An 18682-nucleotide genomic window follows, 5' to 3' on the forward strand; every position below is an offset into this window, starting at 1 on the left:
ATTTACGCCTTTTTATTAAAGCCAAAATCAAATGCTCTATCTATTTGGCTATATGGAGTTTTTTTAGGTTTGTGAGCTAGGGTAAAGCTACTTACTATAAGCCCAAGAGATGTAATCGCTGTTTTTAGCTCCTTACTAGAGCTTAAGATTAGATCTTTAAATTCCGCTGTTCCAGTAGCAATGCTAATATCTATATATTTATTATCACTTAGAGCAATTACTATATCTACATTTCCAAAATGGGTAAAATTTAGATCGATTTTAGCATAAAATCTCTTTTTTTTGCCTTGTTTAAAGGCTATATTACTACTTTCTAAAGCGTCCCACGAGTATGGTAAGTAGGTTTGGATTGAGTTTTGTGCGTAGCTAATTAGCTGGTGCATCTCAATTTGAGTTAGAAGTCTATTTATATTTTGATTTAATGCAGCTTGGTTTGACTGGTTAGCCGTAGCGTCTTTTAGGGCTAAAAGCGTGGCTTTAAGATCGTTTTGTAGTGATTGGGCTGAGATATTATTATCATTTGGAGTTATATTTGATATTTCACTCTTAGCTAAATTTGTAGCTTTAATCAAGCTTTTTAGCTCTGTTAAATTTTTTTTAGCTTCTAAGCTATTTTTATCAAAAAAGTTAATAATATTTGAGAGCTTTCTAGCAGCCATTGATAGCTTATCTTGTAAATTTAGATTATTAGCATCGGTGTTTATATATTGGATAAAATTATTTAAATTTATGCTATTTTGGTTTGGATTTATAGCGTTTGTTAGGCTTTGTATATCTGGTATGCTTTGAGATGTTTGCTGTATAGATATGCTATTTGGCTCTTGATTTAGTAGGTTGATTTGGGATTTGCTATTTTGGAGATTTTGGCTTAGCTTTGCTGATATTGCTGGGTCTAAATTTTTTATAATATCTATTGCTTGATTGTTGCTTGGAGTGGCTTTGATTGGTGTGGTAAGCTGAGATTTTATATTTGATAGAGTATCTTTAATATCTGTAATTATCTGATTTAGTTGATTATTTAGCGGTTTTATGCTTTTTAAATTTGCATTATTAAAATTAATTTGCGATAGATTTGCCTCCATATTTTTTATTATGTTTTGAATTTGATTTATAGCTCGTGAAATGTTTTGCTCTATTGAGATTGGATTTTTGGGGTTGGTTTGAATTTGATTGGCGATTTTGTCTAAAAATTTAGCCGTATATTCAAGCTTTGTATTAGCGTCTAAAAGGGGCTTGAAATTTGAATTTTTCAATATTTGGCTATTTTTTAATCTATTTTGTTGCAAAATATCTAAAAGGGCATTAAGGCTCTGCTCTGGGTCGCTTTGGGTATTAGCTAGCGCCATAAAAGCTATGGATAGATCCTTATTTGCTGTGTTTTTCATCTGCGATAGTAGTGATTTGATGTTGGCTGGGAGCACCTCTGGGCTTAGGGTTTGAGCTAGTTTAGCCTCCAGTAAAACGCCTGTATCTTTGATAGTTTGAGCTATATTTGTCGCTTTGATATGTTCAACTGGCTTAATGAAATTTTCAAGCTTAGCACCTAACTCATTTAAAGATGGGTCGGATTTTATAGATTTTAATATGGCGGTTAGATCTTTGGCTAAATTTGGAGCTACTTGAGAGGATTTGATCTGCGATAGGGCATTTTGCTTATATGAGCCATCATCTAAATTTGATTTTAGAGCATTTAATAGCTTTGATGAAAATTTATTTAGCTCCAAATCAAGCTTGGTTTGTTCGATTGCTATATTTGGCTTTTTTAAGATGGTTTTGCCATCATTTAGAGCTGTTGTTGAGCTATTTTCTTTAGAAGTGGTCTTTTTCTCATCTTTATTTTGAGATGGTTGCTGGGTTGGGGTATTATTTACTATTATCATTATTTAACTCATCAAATATTATGCTATGACCGCTATGACGGGCAAATGCCACCTCTTGAGCTTTTGGCACACTTTTTTGAAAAATAGCAAAGATTATCAAAAAAGCTAGTAAGGCAATGTAATAAAAAATAAAGGCTATAAAACCAAATTGATTTATCAAAAATCCTATTATAATAGTGGATAAGAATGAGCCAATCAAGTAGCTAAATAGCAAGGCTCTTACCACCTCTACATAGGCGTTTTTGTCGCTTAGAACATCATTTGCTCTAGCTAGGGCTAAAGCGTATAACACAAATATACCAAACCCTAAAAAAAATACTATAATATACTGCATTATTATAGAAGGATTGATAAGCACAAAAGCGCTAGAGGCTAAAAATGCTATACTAGAGGCTAAAATTATGGCTAATTTTCTACCAAATTTATCTGAAATCACTCCAAAAATAGTGTGAGCTATAAAGCCTCCGCACATTCCAACTATGATAAATATCCCAGCTTGAGCCGTAGTGTAGCCTTGCGTTATTATAAATAGCGATGCCATTGAGAAAAATCCATTCATACTAAGACCAGCAATTATGCTAGTAGCAAGCGCTAATGGGGCGATATTATAGATTTTAGGTAGGCTTATATTTATGGATTTTGGAATTTTAGGGGATTTGATTTTAAGAAAATTTAGTGGAATTGAGCCAATTATAATTGATATAGTTCCAATGATAAATACCTTTGTAACGCTTAAATTCATACTCATAATCACCGCACCAATGGCAAAAGCTGTGTAAAATACAATCTCATAAAACCCCAAAACTCTTGATCTAATGGAATTTGGAGTTTTCTCATTTAGCCAGCTCTCTACAATTAATACAATACTATAGTAGCAAAAGCCAAGCATAAATCTTAAAATTGCCCAAAATATGAGATTATCACTCATATCATGAAGCAACGCGCAAATAGCAAAAAGAGCCGTAAAAATCGCATAAGCTCTCATATGACCGACCTTAGAGATAAGCCTATGAGAGACTATGGTACAAGTAAGTGCGCCAAGGAAAAATAAAGATGTAATAAAGCCAATTTGCGTCTTTGAAGCGCCCATATCATTGAGTAAAACCCCACCTGAGCTAACTACTAAGCCACTAGCGATAAATATAAAGCTAACGCCGATAAATAAGGCGCTTAGGGATATTATAGCTCTTTTACTTCCTCGCATAAAATACCCCCGCACAAAACACCCCAAGTGGCATTAAAGCAAGTCCCATTAAAAATGATATAGGCTCGAAAATCCCAGCTCTAAGCAGGGCAAAAAACGCTACAATCAATATAAGATAGCTAATTAATCTAAGTGGTTTAAAAGCACCTAAAATATCGATTTTACGAAATTTAATGCTATTTTTATCATCTTTGATATTTTGATTATTCTCATTTTCTTCATCTTCGAAAATTTCAAGCTCTTTATCGCTTAATTCATAGTTTATACTTCTATTTTTAACCCTATTTTTATAGCCAAGATAACTAGCAAATAGTATTAAATTCGAACAGATAAAGGCAATTTGCGAATTTAGAAGCTCCACAGCACCATAAGCTGAAGTAATGGCAATTAACAGAGCATCTAAAATCAGATAAAAAATAGCTAAATTTTTAAATTTCATCTTTTTTCTTTATTAAATTCTTCATAGCTTTTAACTTGAGATTTATAGGCTTTGTAGATATTATTTATCGCCGCACCAACGCCTATGAAAATACCAACTCCAAGCCCCCAATTTGAGCTAGTTAGCTCTTTTAGCCCCCAGCCAATTCCAAATCCTATAAGCACCGCAACTACAATTGATATACCAAGGCTTAGGCTATCAGCGGCTTTTATGGCTGTGTTTATCTTTTTACTTTTTTTGCTCATAGCTCTTTAAAACTCTCTTTTATAGCTTGTGCGGTCTTATCTAAGCTTGTTTGACTTAGTGGCTTACAAACAAAGCAAGTCTCAAACTGGCTTGGTGCTAGATATACGCCTCTTTTAAGCATTTGAGCGTGGAATTTAGCAAATCTATCTGTATCGCTTTTTAGTGCTTGGGCGTAGTTGGTAACTGGATTTTCGCTAAAGAAAAATCCCCACATGGATCCACGCACTTCAACTTGTAATCCAATCCCACTCTCTTTAGCAGCTTGTAGCATACTATTTGTGATAAATTTACTTTTTTGCTCTAGCTCATCATATAAATTTGGCGTATTATAAATTTTATTTAACGCAGCCAGTCCAGCGGCCATAGCAACGGGATTTCCACTTAGCGTTCCAGCTTGATACACCCCACCAAGTGGGCTTATAAGCTCCATTATCTCCTTTTTACCGGCATAAGCAGCACATGGCATACCACCGCCAATAACCTTGCCAAATGTAACTATATCGGCCTTAATCTTATTTAATCCATAGCTACCAGTGGCACTAGCTCTAAATCCACTCATAACTTCATCAAAGATTAGCACCGCACCCTTTTCATCGCAAATTTTTCTAAGACCATTTAAAAACTCATCGCTACCAGGGACTAGACCCATATTTCCAGCAATTGGCTCAACGATTATAACGCCAATATCGGCATTTTTAAAGCACTCTTCAACGCTATTTAAATCATTATATTTTGCTAGGTGGGTATTTTTTATTATATCATTTGGGACACCAAGACTGCTTGAGTATCCAAAGGTCGTAGCACCGCTTCCAGCCTTGACTAATAATCCATCGCTATGGCCGTGATAGCACCCTTCAAATTTGATAATTCCATCTTTTTTGCTATATCCACGAGCTAGTCTAATGGCACTCATAGTAGCCTCAGTCCCACTACTAACAAAGCGAATTTTATCAAGATGAGGAAATTTAGATAAAACCAATTTAGCTAGTTTAGTCTCTAGTAAGCATGGTGCGCCAAAGCTTAAACCCTTTTTAGCTGTTGATATTACCGCATCTTCTATATCCTTATCGCAGTGACCAAAGATGAGTGGCCCCCAGCTTAAAACATAATCAATATACTCATTATTTTCAATATCATAGATAAACTCACGCTCACCTCTATCGATTATTAACGGAGTAGAGCCAACTGAGCCAAAGGCACGCACTGGAGAATTTACCCCACCTGGGATATACCTTTGTGCTTCTAGAAATTCATCTTTATTTCTCATCTTTTTTATCCTTATTAAATGAAGTTATGTATTCAAACAAATTTAAAATCTCATTTTGAGTAAGAAAATATGATGGCATAATGCCCTTAGAGTCCGTAACGGCTGATTTAAATCTATCAAAATCAAGATTATTTATCCTTGGTGCTTTTAAAGATCTCTCCTCATATTTATTACTTTTTTTATTAAATGCTTTATATTTGACGATTAATGCTCCCTCTCCTTTATCGCCGTGGCATTTATTACATCCTATGCCTCTTGGATTTTGGTATAGCATTTTGGCGTATTCATTTTTGGTGATAAACTCACTACTAAATGCAAAAGTAGTAAAAATTAAAAAAAAAGTAATAAATTTCATATATCTCACTTGAATTTAATTTGAATTTAGGTATGATACAATTTTTGTAATTAAAAAATACATAAAAGGACTAAAAATGCAGATAATTGATGGCAAAGAGATAAGCAATAGAGTAAAGCAAAGGGTAAAAGATGAAGCCTTAGCCCTAAAAAGCAAAGGAATTACGCCAACCTTAGCAGTTGTACTAGTAGGCGATGATAAGGCTAGTCAGACATATGTAGCTAGTAAAGAGAAAGCAACAATCGCTTGTGATATGGGTTCAGTGGCTCATAAATTACCTGCATCAACTACTCAAAGTGAGCTTTTGGCTTTAATAGAGCTATTAAATGCTGATGATAGCATAGATGGAATTTTAGTCCAATTACCACTTCCAAAGCATATAGATACAAATTCAATTCTTGAAGCGATTGATCCAAATAAAGATGTAGATGGATTTCATGCTATAAATGTAGGCAAGCTAAATAGCGGTCTTGATGGATTTGTGCCTTGTACCCCACTTGGGATAATGGAGCTTTTAAAAGCCTATAATATCGAAGTAAGCGGTAAAAATGCTGTGGTTATAGGAAGGAGCAATATAGTAGGCAAACCAATGGCGGCACTACTGCTAAATGCTGGGGCTACTGTTACTATAGCTCACTCTAAAACAAAAGATTTAGCAAAAGTTTGCCAAAATGCTGATATAGTAGTGGTGGCTGTGGGTAAGCCAAATTTCTTAAAGGCTGATATGATAAGAGATGGAGCTATAGTCATTGATGTAGGGATAAATCGCTTAGATAATGGTAAATTAGTTGGTGATTGTGATTATGAGAGCGTAGCCCCAAAATGCTCTATGATAACTCCTGTGCCAGGTGGAGTGGGGCCTATGACAATTGCAATGCTGCTTAGCAATACGCTAAAATCTGCTAAAAATAGAAAATTAAAAGGTTAAGCTTTGAGAAGAATTTTTTCTAAATTCTATGATTTTTGTAGTAGTTGGACGGGGACTATAATTATAGTTTTGTTTATCATATTTTTTATAGCTCAAGCCTTTGTAATACCTAGTGGCTCTATGAAAAATACTCTTTTAGTTGGAGATTATCTCTTTGTTAAAAAATACTCATATGGAATTCCCACACCACATATTCCATTTATAGAAATTCCAGTGCTTCCTGATAGCGATGGCGATGGTCATTTGATAGCTAGTGATGGACCAAAGCGTGGAGATATAGTGGTTTTTCGCTATCCAAAAGATCCTAAAATTCACTATGTAAAGCGTAATTTTGCCACTGGGCTTGATGAGGTGATATTCGCTCCTGGGGCTATGTATCTGCGCCCAAGCGGTGGAGATGATGAGATAGCAAGGGAATTTAAAGATGCTAATATCGTGATTTTAAGCGGAAAGAAATTTATAAAAGAGCCATATAAGATGGCTGGAATTCACTATGATAATAACACTGATAAAGATAATTATGGTGGGTTAAGAGCTGATACATTCACAATTGCTGGTATGGTGGATTTTGCTATGAGTAAGATTATGGTGCCAGAGCTACCTAGAATTGGCGGGTTAGATTTTAATGCATACTACTTTAGAGTGCCACAAAATGAGTATTTTATGGTAGGCGATAATAGAGAAAATAGCAGTGATAGTAGGTTTTGGGGGTCAGTGCCTTATAAATATATAGTTGGGACGCCGTGGTTTGTATATTTAAGCTATGATGAAAACTACAAAATCCGATGGGATCGCATAGGTCGCTTAGCAAGTAGCTTAGAGGATATGGCAAAATAGTTAAATTTATATTATTTAATATGATATAATCAAGGAATTTTAATTAAAGTAGGTTTAGATGAATATTTCTAAGGTTTATATAGCTAGTGATCACGCTGGATATGAAGCAAAAATGCAGACAAAAAATATATTAGAAAATATGGGATTATCTGTAGTTGATCTAGGCACCAATAGTGCTAGTATTAGCGTTGATTATCCAGATTTTGCTACCTTGGTAGCTAGTAGCATTAAAAGTAGCGATGAGTTTGGCGTATTGATATGTGGTAGTGGAATTGGTATCTCCATAGCTGCAAATCGCTTTTCTCATATACGATGTGCATTAAGCTATAATGCCACAACAGCAAGGCTATCAAGAGAGCATAATGATGCAAATGTATTATGCTTTGGTGCTAGGGTGGTTGGTAGTGATGTTATTAAAGATATGGTGGAGGTGTTTTTTGCTACTGAATTTATTGGTGGTAGGCATCAAAGACGAGTTGAAAAGCTAGGAGCGTGTCAATGTTTTTAGATTGGATTTTTTATACATTTTTTATCTGTTGTAGTGTATATTTGATTGTTATGGTATTTTACTATAAAACTTTGCTTAAAAAAGAGCGTTCTATGCGTGATTTTGTCAAAAATAATTTAGATGATACTGAGATAATCATTCGCAAACTCCAAGTTCAACTCCAAAGAAGTCTTGGAAATATAGATATATTAACCGATGAATTAAATAAAATTAAAGGCGATGTTACTGGTCTTAGGACTAGAAATTCACAATATAGAATTGAAAATGATAAATTAAGGGCTAGAATAAAAGAGCTTGAAGGCAAGATTGAAGCGCTACTATAGATTAAATTTAATAAGGAAAAGTATGGATAGTTTATCACAAGAGCAAAAAGAGTATTTAAAATCAACCATTAGAAAGATCGCTGATTTTCCAAAGCCTGGAGTGTTATTTAGCGATATTACTACGCTTTTAAGGGACTCAAAGGCGTTTAATCTTTTGATGGAGCATCTCTATCAAAGATATAAAGATAGAAATTTGGATTATGTTGTAGGGATTGATAGCCGTGGATTTATCTTTGGTGCTGCTTTGGCTGATAGACTTGGGGTTGGATTTGTCCCTGCTAGAAAATCAGGTAAGCTCCCATATACCACTATTTCGCAAGAGTATTTGCTAGAGTATGGATCTAGTAAGCTTGAGATGCATATTGATGCTTTTAAGCCAGGGGCAAATGTGTTATTAGTAGATGATGTAATCGCCACCGGCGGCACGGCTAAGGCAGCTTGTGAGCTGATATTAAAGCTTGGGGCAAATTTAGTTGAGATGGCTTTTGTGATTGATATTGGGATTGGTGGATTAAAAGAGCTTAAGGGTTATGCGCCAATTTATGTAGCATTAGAGGATTAGAGTATGGAAGAGTTTTTAAAAAATCTACTATATGAGTATAAAAATTTTGCATATCTTATAATATTTTTATGGTGTATTGCTGAAGGGGAGTTGGCTCTTATTTTGGGTGGTATATTTGCTCATGAGGGGCATGTGAATTTAGCTCTTATCATATTTGTAGCTGGGCTAGGAGGCTTTGTAGGGGATCAAATCTACTTCTATATTGGTCGTTATAATAAAAAATATATCCAAAGAAAATTAGTCAAACAAAGGCGTAAATTTGCAGTGGCTCATCTACTACTTCAGAAATTTGGCTGGCCGATAATCTTTATTCAAAGATATATGTATGGATTTCGCACTATTATACCAATGAGTATAGGAATTACTAGATATAGTGCTAAAAAATTTGCTTTTATAAATTTAATTAGTGCTTGGGTTTGGGCGGCCATTACCATACTTTTGGCGTGGCATTTTGGTCAGCTTATATGGGCTGGTATAGAGTGGGCGGAGTCTCATTGGTATTTTGCCGTGCCGATTATAGGTGGGTTTTTGGCCATTTTGTTTTTTGGTTTAAAATATATGGAAAAAAGAATATTAAATGAAAGGAAAAATAGACTAAATGTTTGTTGAATTAGTAGATAAAAAATTAGTCGATATTCAGGCTGATTATGAGGTGATTTTTATTGTTGATAAGAATTTAAGCCATAGATTTGTAGGTGATTTGGGTGAGTTTGATTTTTACTCTTATAAGGGTGATGGCGTTTTAAATTTGCCTAATAAAAGACGAATTTATGTAGGTGTTAAAAATCTTGATTTAAACTCTCTTAGGCTAGCAAGTGCTAAGGCATTTAACGCTATTAAAGAGTTAAATATTAAAAGCGTAAAAATTGCTAGTTATGTTGGTGAGTGCGTTAAGATGAGCTTTGAGGCTATTGCTGAAGGGTTTTTACTAGCTAATTATAAATTTGATCGTTATAAAAGCGAAAAAAAAGATAGCAAAATAGAGAAAATTCTAATCTCAACTGAGGATTACAATAGCAAAAAAATCGCTATAGATGAAGCACAAATTGGCATTGATCATGCTCATATCATAGCTGAAGCTGTCAATTACTCAAGAGATATTGTAAATGAAATTCCAGAGATTTATACACCGCAAAAGATGGCTGAAGATGCTAAAAATCTAAGCCTAAGCTACGCTAATATAGAGTGCGTTATACATGATGAAAACTACTTAAAAAGCCAAAATATGAACGCCTTTTTAGCTGTTAATAGAGCCTCTATCCACCCGCCACGCCTAATCCATCTAAAATATACGCCAAAGCAACAAAGTATTAAAAGAGTTGTATTTGTCGGTAAAGGCCTTACATATGATAGTGGTGGATTAAGCTTAAAACCAGCTGATTATATGCTAACTATGAAGAGCGATAAAAGTGGCGCAGCGGCTGCGATGGGTATTATAATGGGTGCGGCTAAGATGGAGTTGCCATTTGAAATTCACGCAGTTTTGGGGGCTACTGAGAATATGATTGGTGGAAATGCCTATAAGCCTGATGATGTGCTAATTACTAGAAGTGGGGTAAGTGTTGAGGTTAAAAATACAGATGCGGAGGGTAGATTAGTTTTAGCTGATTGCTTGGATTGGGCGCAAAGTGAGCTTGACCCAGAGCTTCTTATCGATATGGCGACACTTACTGGTGCTTGTGTTGTAGGTCTTGGAGAATATACAAGTGGAGTTATGGGCAATAGCTATGAATTACAAAGTGAGTTTAAAAATTATGCTAGTAGAAGTGGCGAGTATTTGACTATTTTGGAATTTAATGAAGAGCTAAAAGAGCTGATTAAAAGCGATATAGCTGATATTTCAAACACCTCTTCAAGTAGATATGGTGGGGCTATTACGGCTGGTATATTTTTAGATAAATTTATAAAAGATGAGTATAAACATAGGTGGCTTCATCTTGATATTGCCGGACCTGCTTATGTGAATAAGGCTTGGGGTTACAATCCATCTGGGGCAAGTGGCGCTGGAGTTAGGGCGTGTTTATACTACTTACAAAAATTAGCTAGAAATTATCAAAAAGGTGAGAAATAATGGGCTTATCAGTAGGTATTGTAGGTTTGCCAAATGTGGGTAAATCTACTACATTTAACGCACTTACAAAAGCTAGTAATGCTGAGGCTGCTAACTATCCATTTTGCACGATTGAGCCAAATAAAGCTATAGTCCCAGTCCCAGATCCTAGACTTGATGAGTTAGCTAAGATTGTCAAACCAAATAAAATTCAGCACTCTGTGATTGAATTTGTCGATATAGCAGGTCTTGTAAAGGGTGCTAGTAAGGGTGAAGGTCTTGGGAATAAATTTCTTTCAAATATTAGAGAGACTGAGGTAATTTTACACATTGTAAGGTGCTTTGATGATTCTAATGTCACCCATGTAGAAAATAGTGTAGATCCAATTAGAGATATTGAGATTATAGAAACAGAGCTTATTTTAGCTGATATAGAGCAACTTGCTAAAAAGATAGATAGATTAACCAAAGAAGCTAAGGCAAATGTAAAAGGGGCTAAAGAGAGCCTAGAGTGCGCTAAAGCTTTAGCTACTCATCTTGATAGCGGTAAGAGTGCGGCTACTTTTAGTGAGTTTCATAGCGATGTTTTTACTGCTTTAAATAAAGAGCTTAGACTTCTTTCAGCCAAAGAGGTAATATATGGTGCTAATGTGAATGAATATGAGATCTCAATCGATAATGAGTATGTAAAAAGTGTAAAGGAGTATGCCAAAGAGCGTGGAGCTGAAGTTATCAAGCTTTGTGCGAAGATAGAAGAGGAGCTAATAGGGCTTGATGATGATGAAGCCAAAGAGATGCTAGAGAGCTTAGGAGTAAATGAGAGTGGGCTAGAGAGCATTATACGAACGGCATTTGCGAAGCTTGGGCTTATTAGTTATTTTACAGCTGGAGTTGTAGAAGTAAGGGCTTGGACAATCTCTAAAGGGTGGAAAGCTCCAAAGGCAGCTAGTGTAATTCATAATGATTTTGAGCGTGGATTTATCAGAGCCGAGATAATTAGCTATGATGATTATATCGCTTGTGGTGGCGAAGCTAAGGCTAAAGAAGCTGGTAAGATGAGATTAGAAGGTAAGGATTATATCGTAAATGATGGCGATGTAATCCACTTTAGATTTAATGTATAACTCTATTTATCCTAAATTTGAAATGAATTTGGGATAATTCTTATATAAATAAGAAATATTAAACTAAATTTAAAAAATCATTTTATAAATATTATAAATTAATCAATTTTTGTTTATATCTATATAAAAACTATTTATTTTAATAAATATAATTTTTTAATTTTAATCAATATATATGATAATAAATATCAAATATATTTTAGGATAAAAATTATTAAATTTAAATTTATATAGATTAAATAGTGATTTTATCATATTATTTTAAATTCTATTAAAAAGATATTAAGAGTATTAAACTCTAAATTTCCCTAAAATCTATAATATAAATAATAATATAAATAAAATAAATTTAAGTCGCAAAATATGAATAAATGTATATAATAACGCCAATTCTACATTATTTCAGAAAGGTTAGATATGGATAGACGAGATTTTATTAAGAGCTCAGCCATTGCGGCTGCTTGTTCGGCTGCTGGTCTTAGTGCGCCTAGCTCATTAGGTGCTGCTAATAAAGATCAAAATTGGCGTTGGGATAAATCAGTGTGTAGATTTTGCGGTACTGGTTGTGGTATTGTTGTTGCTACTAAAGATGGCAAGATAGTTGCTGTAAAAGGTGATCCGCTAGCTCCAGTAAATCGTGGTCTAAACTGCATTAAAGGCTATTTTAATGCTAAGATTATGTATGGCGAAGATAGGATTACTAAGCCACTTTTAAGGGTTAATTCTAATGGTGAATTTGACAAAAAGGGTAAATTTGTCGAAGTTAGCTGGAAGCGTGCATTTGATGAGATGGAAAAACAATTTAAAAAAGCTTATAACGAGCTTGGACCAACTGGTATTGGTGTATTTGGCTCTGGACAATATACTATCCAAGAGGGGTATTCAGCTGTTAAGCTAATCAAAGGTGGTTTCCGCTCAAACAATATTGACCCAAATGCTAGACATTGTATGGCTAGTGCGGTTGTGGGCTTTATGCAAACTTTTGGTATAGATGAGCCAGCTGGATGCTATGATGATATAGAGCTAACTGATACAGTGGTTTGCTGGGGTGCTAATATGGCAGAGATGCACCCAGTTTTATGGGCTAGAGTAAGTGATAGAAAACTTCAAAATCCAAATAATGTAAAAATTATTAATCTATCTACATTCTCAAATAGAACATCAAATATTGCTGATATGGAGATTGTCTTTAGACCTCAAACAGACTTAGCTATATGGAACTATATTGCTAGAGAGATTGTATATAATCATCCAGAAGCAATTGATGAAAAATTTGTAAAAGAGCACTGCGTATTTACAACTGGTCCAGCTGATATCGGTTATGGTATGAGAGCAAATATTAATCATCCTAAATATCTACCAAGTGAGCTAGATACTGCTGCAAAAGAGAAATCAAAAGTATTAACCGAAGCTGAAGGCGTAACACTAGCATATCTAGGAATGAAAGCTGGAGATACAATGGAGCATAAACACACAGCCGCTCCAGATGCTCACTGGCAAATTTCATTTGATGAGTTTAAAAAAGCCTTAGCTCCTTATACGCTTGATTTTGTCGCAAAATTAGCTAAGGGCGATGATAATGAAGATTTAGAAGAATTTAAAACAAAACTTCAAACTCTAGCAAACTACTATATAGATAAAAAACGCAAAGTAGTGAGCTTTTGGACGATGGGTATGAATCAACATACTCGTGGTACATGGGTAAATGAGCAAAGCTATATGGTGCATTTCTTACTAGGCAAACAGGCTAAACCAGGTAGTGGAGCATTCTCGCTAACAGGTCAGCCAAGTGCTTGTGGTACAGCTAGAGAGGTTGGAACATTCTCACATCGCTTACCAGCAGATATGGTGGTTGCAAACCCTAAACATAGAGAGATTACAGAGAAAATTTGGAAACTTCCAGCTAAAACTCTAAATCCAAAACCAGGTGCTCCATATATGAAAATTATGCGTGATCTTGAAGATGGCAAGATTAAATTTATATGGGTACAAGTAAATAACCCATGGCATAATACAGCAAATGCTAATCACTGGATTAAAGCAGCGCGTGATATGGATAACTTCATAGTAGTAAGCGACCCATACCCTGGCATTAGTGCTAAAGTAGCTGATCTTATCTTGCCAACAGCTATGATTTATGAAAAATGGGGAGCTTATGGTAATGCTGAGCGTAGAACTCAACACTGGAGACAACAAGTCCTTCCAGTAGGCGAGGCTATGAGCGATACATGGCAGATGATGGAATTTAGCAAACGCTTTAAACTAAAAGAGATTTGGGGTGAGAAAAAAGTAGATGATAAGCTAACTCTACCAAGCGTTTTAGATGAGGCTGCTAAATTTGGCTATACTCCAGAATCAACTTTATATGATGTATTATTTGCTAATGCTGAGGCTAAATCATTTAGTGCTAATGATGCTATTATAGATGGTTTTGATAATACTGAAGTATTTGGTGATAGTAGAAATGTAGTTGGTAGCGATGGTGAAGTATTTAAAGGCTATGGCTTCTTTGTTCAAAAATATCTTTGGGAAGAGTATCGTAAATTTGGTGTAGGTCATGGTCACGACCTAGCAGATTTTGATACATATCATAAGGTAAGAGGATTAAGATGGCCAGTTGTAGATGGCAAAGAGACACAATGGAGATTTAATACCAAATATGATGTATATGCTAAAAAAGCAGCTCCAAATAGTGACTTTGCATTCTATGGCAACGCAGGTGCGGCTTTGCCAAGCGGGAATTTAGTTAAAGTTACTAATCAAGAAAAAACATCTATTAAAAATAGAGCTAAAATATTCTTTAGACCATTTATGGATGCTCCAGAAACTCCAAGCAAAGAGTATCCACTATGGCTATGTACTGGTAGAGTGCTAGAGCACTGGCATAGTGGCACTATGACTATGCGTGTTCCTGAGTTATACCGTGCTGTTCCAGAGGCACTTTGCTATATGAATGAAGAAGATGGTAAAAAAATTGGCGTAGCTCAAAACGATATTGTATGGGTAGAGAGTCGCCGTGGTAAAGTAAAAGCTAGAGTGGATTTCCGTGGTAGAAATAAACCACCAGTAGGACTGGTATATGTGCCATGGTTTGATGAGAATGTGTATATTAATAAAGTTTGCCTAGATGCTACTTGTCCATTGTCTAAACAGACAGACTTTAAAAAATGTGCTGTAAAAGTTTATAAGGCGTAAAAATGCAAAGGCGAGATGCTATAAAGACGGGTTTTAGTTTAGTTGGACTTTTGGCTGCAAGCTCTTTTGTGTATAAAGAGTATGCAAATGCTAAGCCTGTGCTTAAACTGCGTCCGCCTGCAGCTTTAGATGAAGATGAGTTTTTAACTCGTTGCATTAGATGCGGGCTGTGCGTTGAGGCGTGTCCTTTTGATACGCTAAAATTAGCTGAATTTAAAGATAGCGGAGTTGGAATTGGAACTCCATTTTTTACTCCAAGAGATATACCTTGCTTTATGTGTGAGGATATTCCTTGTGTGGTTGAGTGCCCAACTGAGGCGCTAGATCCAAAGCTAGTTACAAAAGATGGAGCTTTAGATATTAATATGGCTAAAATGGGTGTAGCAGTTGTCGATGAGAAAAACTGTGTAGCGTATTTTGGAATTCAGTGTGATGCGTGTTATCGTGCGTGTCCGTTAATAGATAAGGCTTTATTGATAGATTATAAACGCAATGAAAGGACAGGCAAACACGCTTTTTTACTACCAATAGTAGATAGCGATTACTGCACTGGATGTGGTAAGTGTGAAATAGCTTGTATAACAGATAAAGCCGCTATAACCGTGCTTCCAAGAGATATGGTTATTGGTAAAGTTGGCGATAACTATGTAAAAGGCTGGGTAGAAGGTGATGATGCAAAGCTAAAAGATGCAGATACTAAAATGCATCTAGATAGCAAAAAGGGCATGAAATATCTAAACGGAGATGAGCTATGAAATTCACAATTGCTAGAAGAGTAGTTCAATTAGCCATTTTAGGATTATTTATAGCTGGTAATATATATGGCGTTAATATCCTAAAGGGAAATTTAAGTAGCTCAGAGCTATTTGGTGTAATAGGTCTTAGCGATCCATATGCATTGCTTCAGCTATTTTTGGCTGGATTTAGTATAGGTAGTGCTAGTGTGGTTGGAGCTTTGATTGTGGTTATTTTCTACGCTCTTATAGCACCTAGGGCGTTTTGCTCTTGGGTTTGTCCTATTAATATCTTAACAGATCTTGGTGCTTATATAAGAACTAAGCTAAAAATAGGCAAAAATCTAGTTAATATAAGTTCAAATTCAAGATATTATCTATTTGCGCTTAGCTTGGTGTTTAGCTTCGCTTTTAGTATAGCGGCTTTTGAGAGTGTAAGCTATATTGGGGCATTTACTAGAGGTGTTGTATATCTTAGTGGTTCAGCAATTAGTATAGCTATTATAATTATCTGTATTGAGGCTTTTGTCGCTAAGCGTTTGATATGTGGCCATATATGTCCTTTGGGGGCTTTTTGGGCGTTGATTAGTAGATATAGCTTAATACGCATATATCATAATAGCAAAAATTGCACCCATTGTAATAAGTGTAAAGCCGTTTGTCCTGAGATACAAGTTTTAGACATAATAGGCAAAGAGAGTAAAAATATAAGAAGCGAGTGTATAAGTTGTGGGCGTTGTGTTGAGGCTTGCAATGATGATGCGCTTAATTTTAGCATATTAAAATTTAGGAGAGAAGAATGAAAAAGGGTTTGCAAAATATTTTACTTAGTGCGACTGCGGCACTAGTTTTAGCAGCTTGTAATCTAAGCACCGCACAAAACTCAGCAGTAGAAGATACACAAATTGGTCTTAGAAATGTAGAGCTTAAAGATGAAGCAAATGTAAAAAATCCATTGATTACTTGGAAGGGTGATTTGCCAGGTAGTAATGAGGTATTTGAAAGGAGCTATGAGAATGCTCCACCGCTTATTCCACATAGCTTAGATGGTTTATTGCCTATTACTTTAGAATCAAATGCGTGTTTGACTTGTCATACTATAGAGGTAGCTAAAGAGATGGGGACTATCCCAGCTCCACAAAGCCACTATATGTATCTATCAACTGGCAAAAAGACAAAAGAGATAAATACAGAGAGATTTAACTGCGTCCAATGCCATGTCCCTCAAGCAAATGCTGAACCGCTAGTGAAAAATAACTTTAAGGCTGATTTTAGAAACACAGAGAGCAATAGAACATCTAATCTTGTTGATGTTTTAAATCAAGGTATTAAATGATAGATAGGCAAAATCTCTTTGCTAAATTTAGGCAAAGAGAGCCTAGAATAATCCCGCCACCATACTTTAGTGGTGAATTTGACTGCGTAGATTGCCACTATCCTTGTGTTAGTAGTTGCCATAGAGAACTTCTTGAGTTTGATGGTGGTAGGATTAAATTTATCCCTGATAAGCTTGGTTGTGATTTTTGTAAAGAGTGTGCTGTGGCGTGTGAGTCTGCTGGTAAGAGTGTTTTAAATTTAAGTAATCCTGCGGTGGTTAATGCTAATGTGCAGATAAATAGTGCTACTTGTCTAGCGTGGAATGAGGTTATATGCTACAACTGCTTGGATATTTGTAAATTTAGGGCAATTGAGTATCTAGGTATGTTTAGACCTACTATTAATGATAAGTGTGTAGGGTGTAGTGAGTGCGTAAGCGTGTGTGTAAATAACTCTGTTATTGTAAAGGGAAATTTATGAGATTTTTTGTAGTTTTATTTATGAGTATTGCATTTTTGTGGGCTGATTTTGAGCTGAAGTTACCTGCAAATTCTGTAAGTATAAAGCTTGATAATAATAGCTTGTTAATAGGACTTGATAATGGCGAATTATATAATTATGATATAAAAAGCAAAGAGTTAAATAAGATAATAGATCTACCAAAATTCTCAAATTATTTTGATAATGATGTCGCTCCAAAGATTTTTAGTATTGATAAATTGGGCGATATTATAGCGATTTTATATGAGAGTGATAATGGTGCTAAATCCCTTGGGATTATACAAAATGGAAATTTAAAAAGCTTTAAAATGCCAACTGATGGGGTAAAAAAGATATTTTTGCTAGATAGTAATCATATAATATTTGTAACTTTAAGTAGCGAAGTGGAGTATTATGATTTTAAAGATGGTAAGGTTGTTTTTAATACCAAGCTTAGCACATCTAGCACAGGGGACGCAGCTTATGATAGAAAAAGTGGAATTTTAGCTACTGGGATTGAAGGTGGTGTGATTTTTTATTTTGATACTAAGCTTAAAAAACTTATAAAGCAGATAAACGCTCAAAAAGATACGATTTATAGCGTAGGATTAAATGAAAAGCTATTAATAAGTGGCTCAGCAGATAAAAAAGCATATTTTAATAATGGCTCAAAAGAGTTTTATTATGATGCTAAATTTTTAGTATATTGCGTAGGTGTAAATAGCAATAATGCCGCATTTAGCACAGAAAATATGATAAAAATTATAGATAAAAGCGGTAAGATAGTAAAGGATATTGAGTATAATGGTGCTTCACTAAATAATCTAATATTTAGTAGTGAGTATTTAATAGGCTCAAGCTATGATAATAAGATATATTTTTGGAGTGTGGAATGAATAATATCTCAAGTGTGGTTATAAATTTGATGAGTGCTGAAATTTGCGATAAAGTAGTTAGTAAGGTGGCTAAAATTTCAAATTGCGAAATAGCTGTTAAAGAGGGCGATAAGATAGTAGCTTTAATAGAGAGTGATAATTTAGATAGTGAGTTAGCTGCGTTTAGAGCTTTAGAGAGTATAGATGGGGTAAGCAGTGTAGCAATGATATATAGCTATCAAGATTTAGATAGCGACATCTCTAAAGCCAATTCAAATGATATAGGCGAGATTGTCCGTAAAATAGACGAAATGGATCCTAAAGATATAAAATATAATGGCAATCCAAATATATAAAT

21 protein-coding genes are annotated in these 18682 nt (G+C 35.0%); 15 read left to right on the forward strand and 6 right to left on the reverse strand.

Annotated features, from left to right (window positions below):
* Positions 1–2 precede the first annotated feature (2 nt).
* The 6 genes from CSUIS19072_RS00205 to CSUIS19072_RS00230 are packed head-to-tail and all read right to left on the reverse strand — an operon-like array spanning position 3 to position 5391.
* Complete coding sequence (locus CSUIS19072_RS00205; RefSeq protein ID WP_086292774.1) at positions 3–1880, reverse strand: flagellar hook-length control protein FliK; 1878 nt, start codon at positions 1878–1880, stop codon at positions 3–5.
* A complete protein-coding gene (locus CSUIS19072_RS00210) occupies positions 1864–3084 on the reverse strand; it encodes an MFS transporter (protein WP_086292772.1) in 1221 nt (406 codons plus the stop codon). Before CSUIS19072_RS00210 ends, CSUIS19072_RS00205 begins: the two co-directional genes overlap by 17 nt.
* Positions 3071–3523, reverse strand: a complete 453-nt coding sequence (locus CSUIS19072_RS00215; protein WP_086292770.1) for a hypothetical protein — start codon at positions 3521–3523, stop codon at positions 3071–3073. The genes CSUIS19072_RS00210 and CSUIS19072_RS00215 overlap by 14 nt, the downstream gene beginning before the upstream one ends.
* Positions 3520–3768: an AtpZ/AtpI family protein gene (locus CSUIS19072_RS00220; RefSeq protein ID WP_086292768.1), complete on the reverse strand. Its 249-nt coding sequence runs from the start codon at positions 3766–3768 to the stop codon at positions 3520–3522. Before CSUIS19072_RS00220 ends, CSUIS19072_RS00215 begins: the two co-directional genes overlap by 4 nt.
* A complete protein-coding gene (hemL, locus tag CSUIS19072_RS00225; protein WP_086292766.1) occupies positions 3765–5036 on the reverse strand; it encodes a glutamate-1-semialdehyde 2,1-aminomutase in 1272 nt (423 codons plus the stop codon). Before hemL ends, CSUIS19072_RS00220 begins: the two co-directional genes overlap by 4 nt.
* Entirely contained in the window at positions 5026–5391 is a 366-nt protein-coding gene (locus tag CSUIS19072_RS00230) for a c-type cytochrome (RefSeq protein WP_086292764.1), read from the reverse strand. Before CSUIS19072_RS00230 ends, hemL begins: the two co-directional genes overlap by 11 nt.
* A 76-nt stretch (positions 5392–5467) precedes the next feature.
* Here CSUIS19072_RS00230 and folD point away from each other — a divergent pair, with 76 nt between their 5' ends.
* The 15 genes from folD (at position 5468) to CSUIS19072_RS00305 (ending at position 18680) form a co-directional block, all read left to right on the forward strand.
* Positions 5468–6319 carry a bifunctional methylenetetrahydrofolate dehydrogenase/methenyltetrahydrofolate cyclohydrolase FolD gene (folD, locus tag CSUIS19072_RS00235; RefSeq protein WP_086292762.1) on the forward strand — a complete coding sequence of 284 codons (852 nt, stop codon included), beginning with the start codon at positions 5468–5470 and terminating at the stop codon, positions 6317–6319.
* Positions 6320–6322: 3 nt separating this feature from the next.
* The gene (gene lepB, locus CSUIS19072_RS00240) at positions 6323–7156 is read left to right on the forward strand and encodes a signal peptidase I (RefSeq protein ID WP_086242059.1); all 834 of its coding nucleotides are present in this window, start codon (positions 6323–6325) and stop codon (positions 7154–7156) included.
* Between the two features lie 58 nt (positions 7157–7214).
* Complete coding sequence (gene rpiB, locus CSUIS19072_RS00245; RefSeq protein ID WP_086292760.1) at positions 7215–7664, forward strand: ribose 5-phosphate isomerase B; 450 nt, start codon at positions 7215–7217, stop codon at positions 7662–7664.
* The gene (locus CSUIS19072_RS00250; RefSeq protein ID WP_086236567.1) at positions 7655–7987 is read left to right on the forward strand and encodes a hypothetical protein; all 333 of its coding nucleotides are present in this window, start codon (positions 7655–7657) and stop codon (positions 7985–7987) included. The genes rpiB and CSUIS19072_RS00250 overlap by 10 nt, the downstream gene beginning before the upstream one ends.
* 22 nt (positions 7988–8009) lie before the next feature.
* Entirely contained in the window at positions 8010–8549 is a 540-nt protein-coding gene (locus tag CSUIS19072_RS00255) for an adenine phosphoribosyltransferase (protein ID WP_086236568.1), read from the forward strand.
* 3 nt (positions 8550–8552) lie between these two features.
* Complete coding sequence (locus CSUIS19072_RS00260; RefSeq protein ID WP_086236569.1) at positions 8553–9158, forward strand: DedA family protein; 606 nt, start codon at positions 8553–8555, stop codon at positions 9156–9158.
* Positions 9148–10620, forward strand: coding sequence for a leucyl aminopeptidase (locus tag CSUIS19072_RS00265; protein WP_086236570.1), 1473 nt, complete (start codon positions 9148–9150; stop codon positions 10618–10620). The genes CSUIS19072_RS00260 and CSUIS19072_RS00265 overlap by 11 nt, the downstream gene beginning before the upstream one ends.
* A complete protein-coding gene (gene ychF, locus CSUIS19072_RS00270) occupies positions 10620–11723 on the forward strand; it encodes a redox-regulated ATPase YchF (RefSeq protein WP_086292758.1) in 1104 nt (367 codons plus the stop codon). Before CSUIS19072_RS00265 ends, ychF begins: the two co-directional genes overlap by 1 nt.
* 417 nt (positions 11724–12140) lie before the next feature.
* Entirely contained in the window at positions 12141–14918 is a 2778-nt protein-coding gene (napA, locus tag CSUIS19072_RS00275) for a periplasmic nitrate reductase subunit alpha (protein ID WP_086292756.1), read from the forward strand.
* A gap of 2 nt (positions 14919–14920) precedes the next feature.
* Positions 14921–15673: a ferredoxin-type protein NapG gene (napG, locus tag CSUIS19072_RS00280; RefSeq protein WP_086236573.1), complete on the forward strand. Its 753-nt coding sequence runs from the start codon at positions 14921–14923 to the stop codon at positions 15671–15673.
* Complete coding sequence (napH, locus tag CSUIS19072_RS00285) at positions 15670–16455, forward strand: quinol dehydrogenase ferredoxin subunit NapH (RefSeq protein ID WP_086236574.1); 786 nt, start codon at positions 15670–15672, stop codon at positions 16453–16455. The genes napG and napH overlap by 4 nt, the downstream gene beginning before the upstream one ends.
* Positions 16452–16988, forward strand: a complete 537-nt coding sequence (locus CSUIS19072_RS00290) for a nitrate reductase cytochrome c-type subunit (RefSeq protein WP_180379352.1) — start codon at positions 16452–16454, stop codon at positions 16986–16988. The genes napH and CSUIS19072_RS00290 overlap by 4 nt, the downstream gene beginning before the upstream one ends.
* Positions 16985–17449: a 4Fe-4S ferredoxin gene (locus tag CSUIS19072_RS00295; RefSeq protein ID WP_086236575.1), complete on the forward strand. Its 465-nt coding sequence runs from the start codon at positions 16985–16987 to the stop codon at positions 17447–17449. Before CSUIS19072_RS00290 ends, CSUIS19072_RS00295 begins: the two co-directional genes overlap by 4 nt.
* A complete protein-coding gene (locus tag CSUIS19072_RS00300; protein ID WP_086236576.1) occupies positions 17446–18345 on the forward strand; it encodes a hypothetical protein in 900 nt (299 codons plus the stop codon). Before CSUIS19072_RS00295 ends, CSUIS19072_RS00300 begins: the two co-directional genes overlap by 4 nt.
* Entirely contained in the window at positions 18342–18680 is a 339-nt protein-coding gene (locus CSUIS19072_RS00305) for a chaperone NapD (RefSeq protein WP_086236577.1), read from the forward strand. Before CSUIS19072_RS00300 ends, CSUIS19072_RS00305 begins: the two co-directional genes overlap by 4 nt.
* Positions 18681–18682: the final 2 nt, after the last annotated feature.

This window comes from Campylobacter sp. RM19072, from assembly GCF_024723485.1.
Taxonomy (GTDB): domain Bacteria; phylum Campylobacterota; class Campylobacteria; order Campylobacterales; family Campylobacteraceae; genus Campylobacter; species Campylobacter porcelli.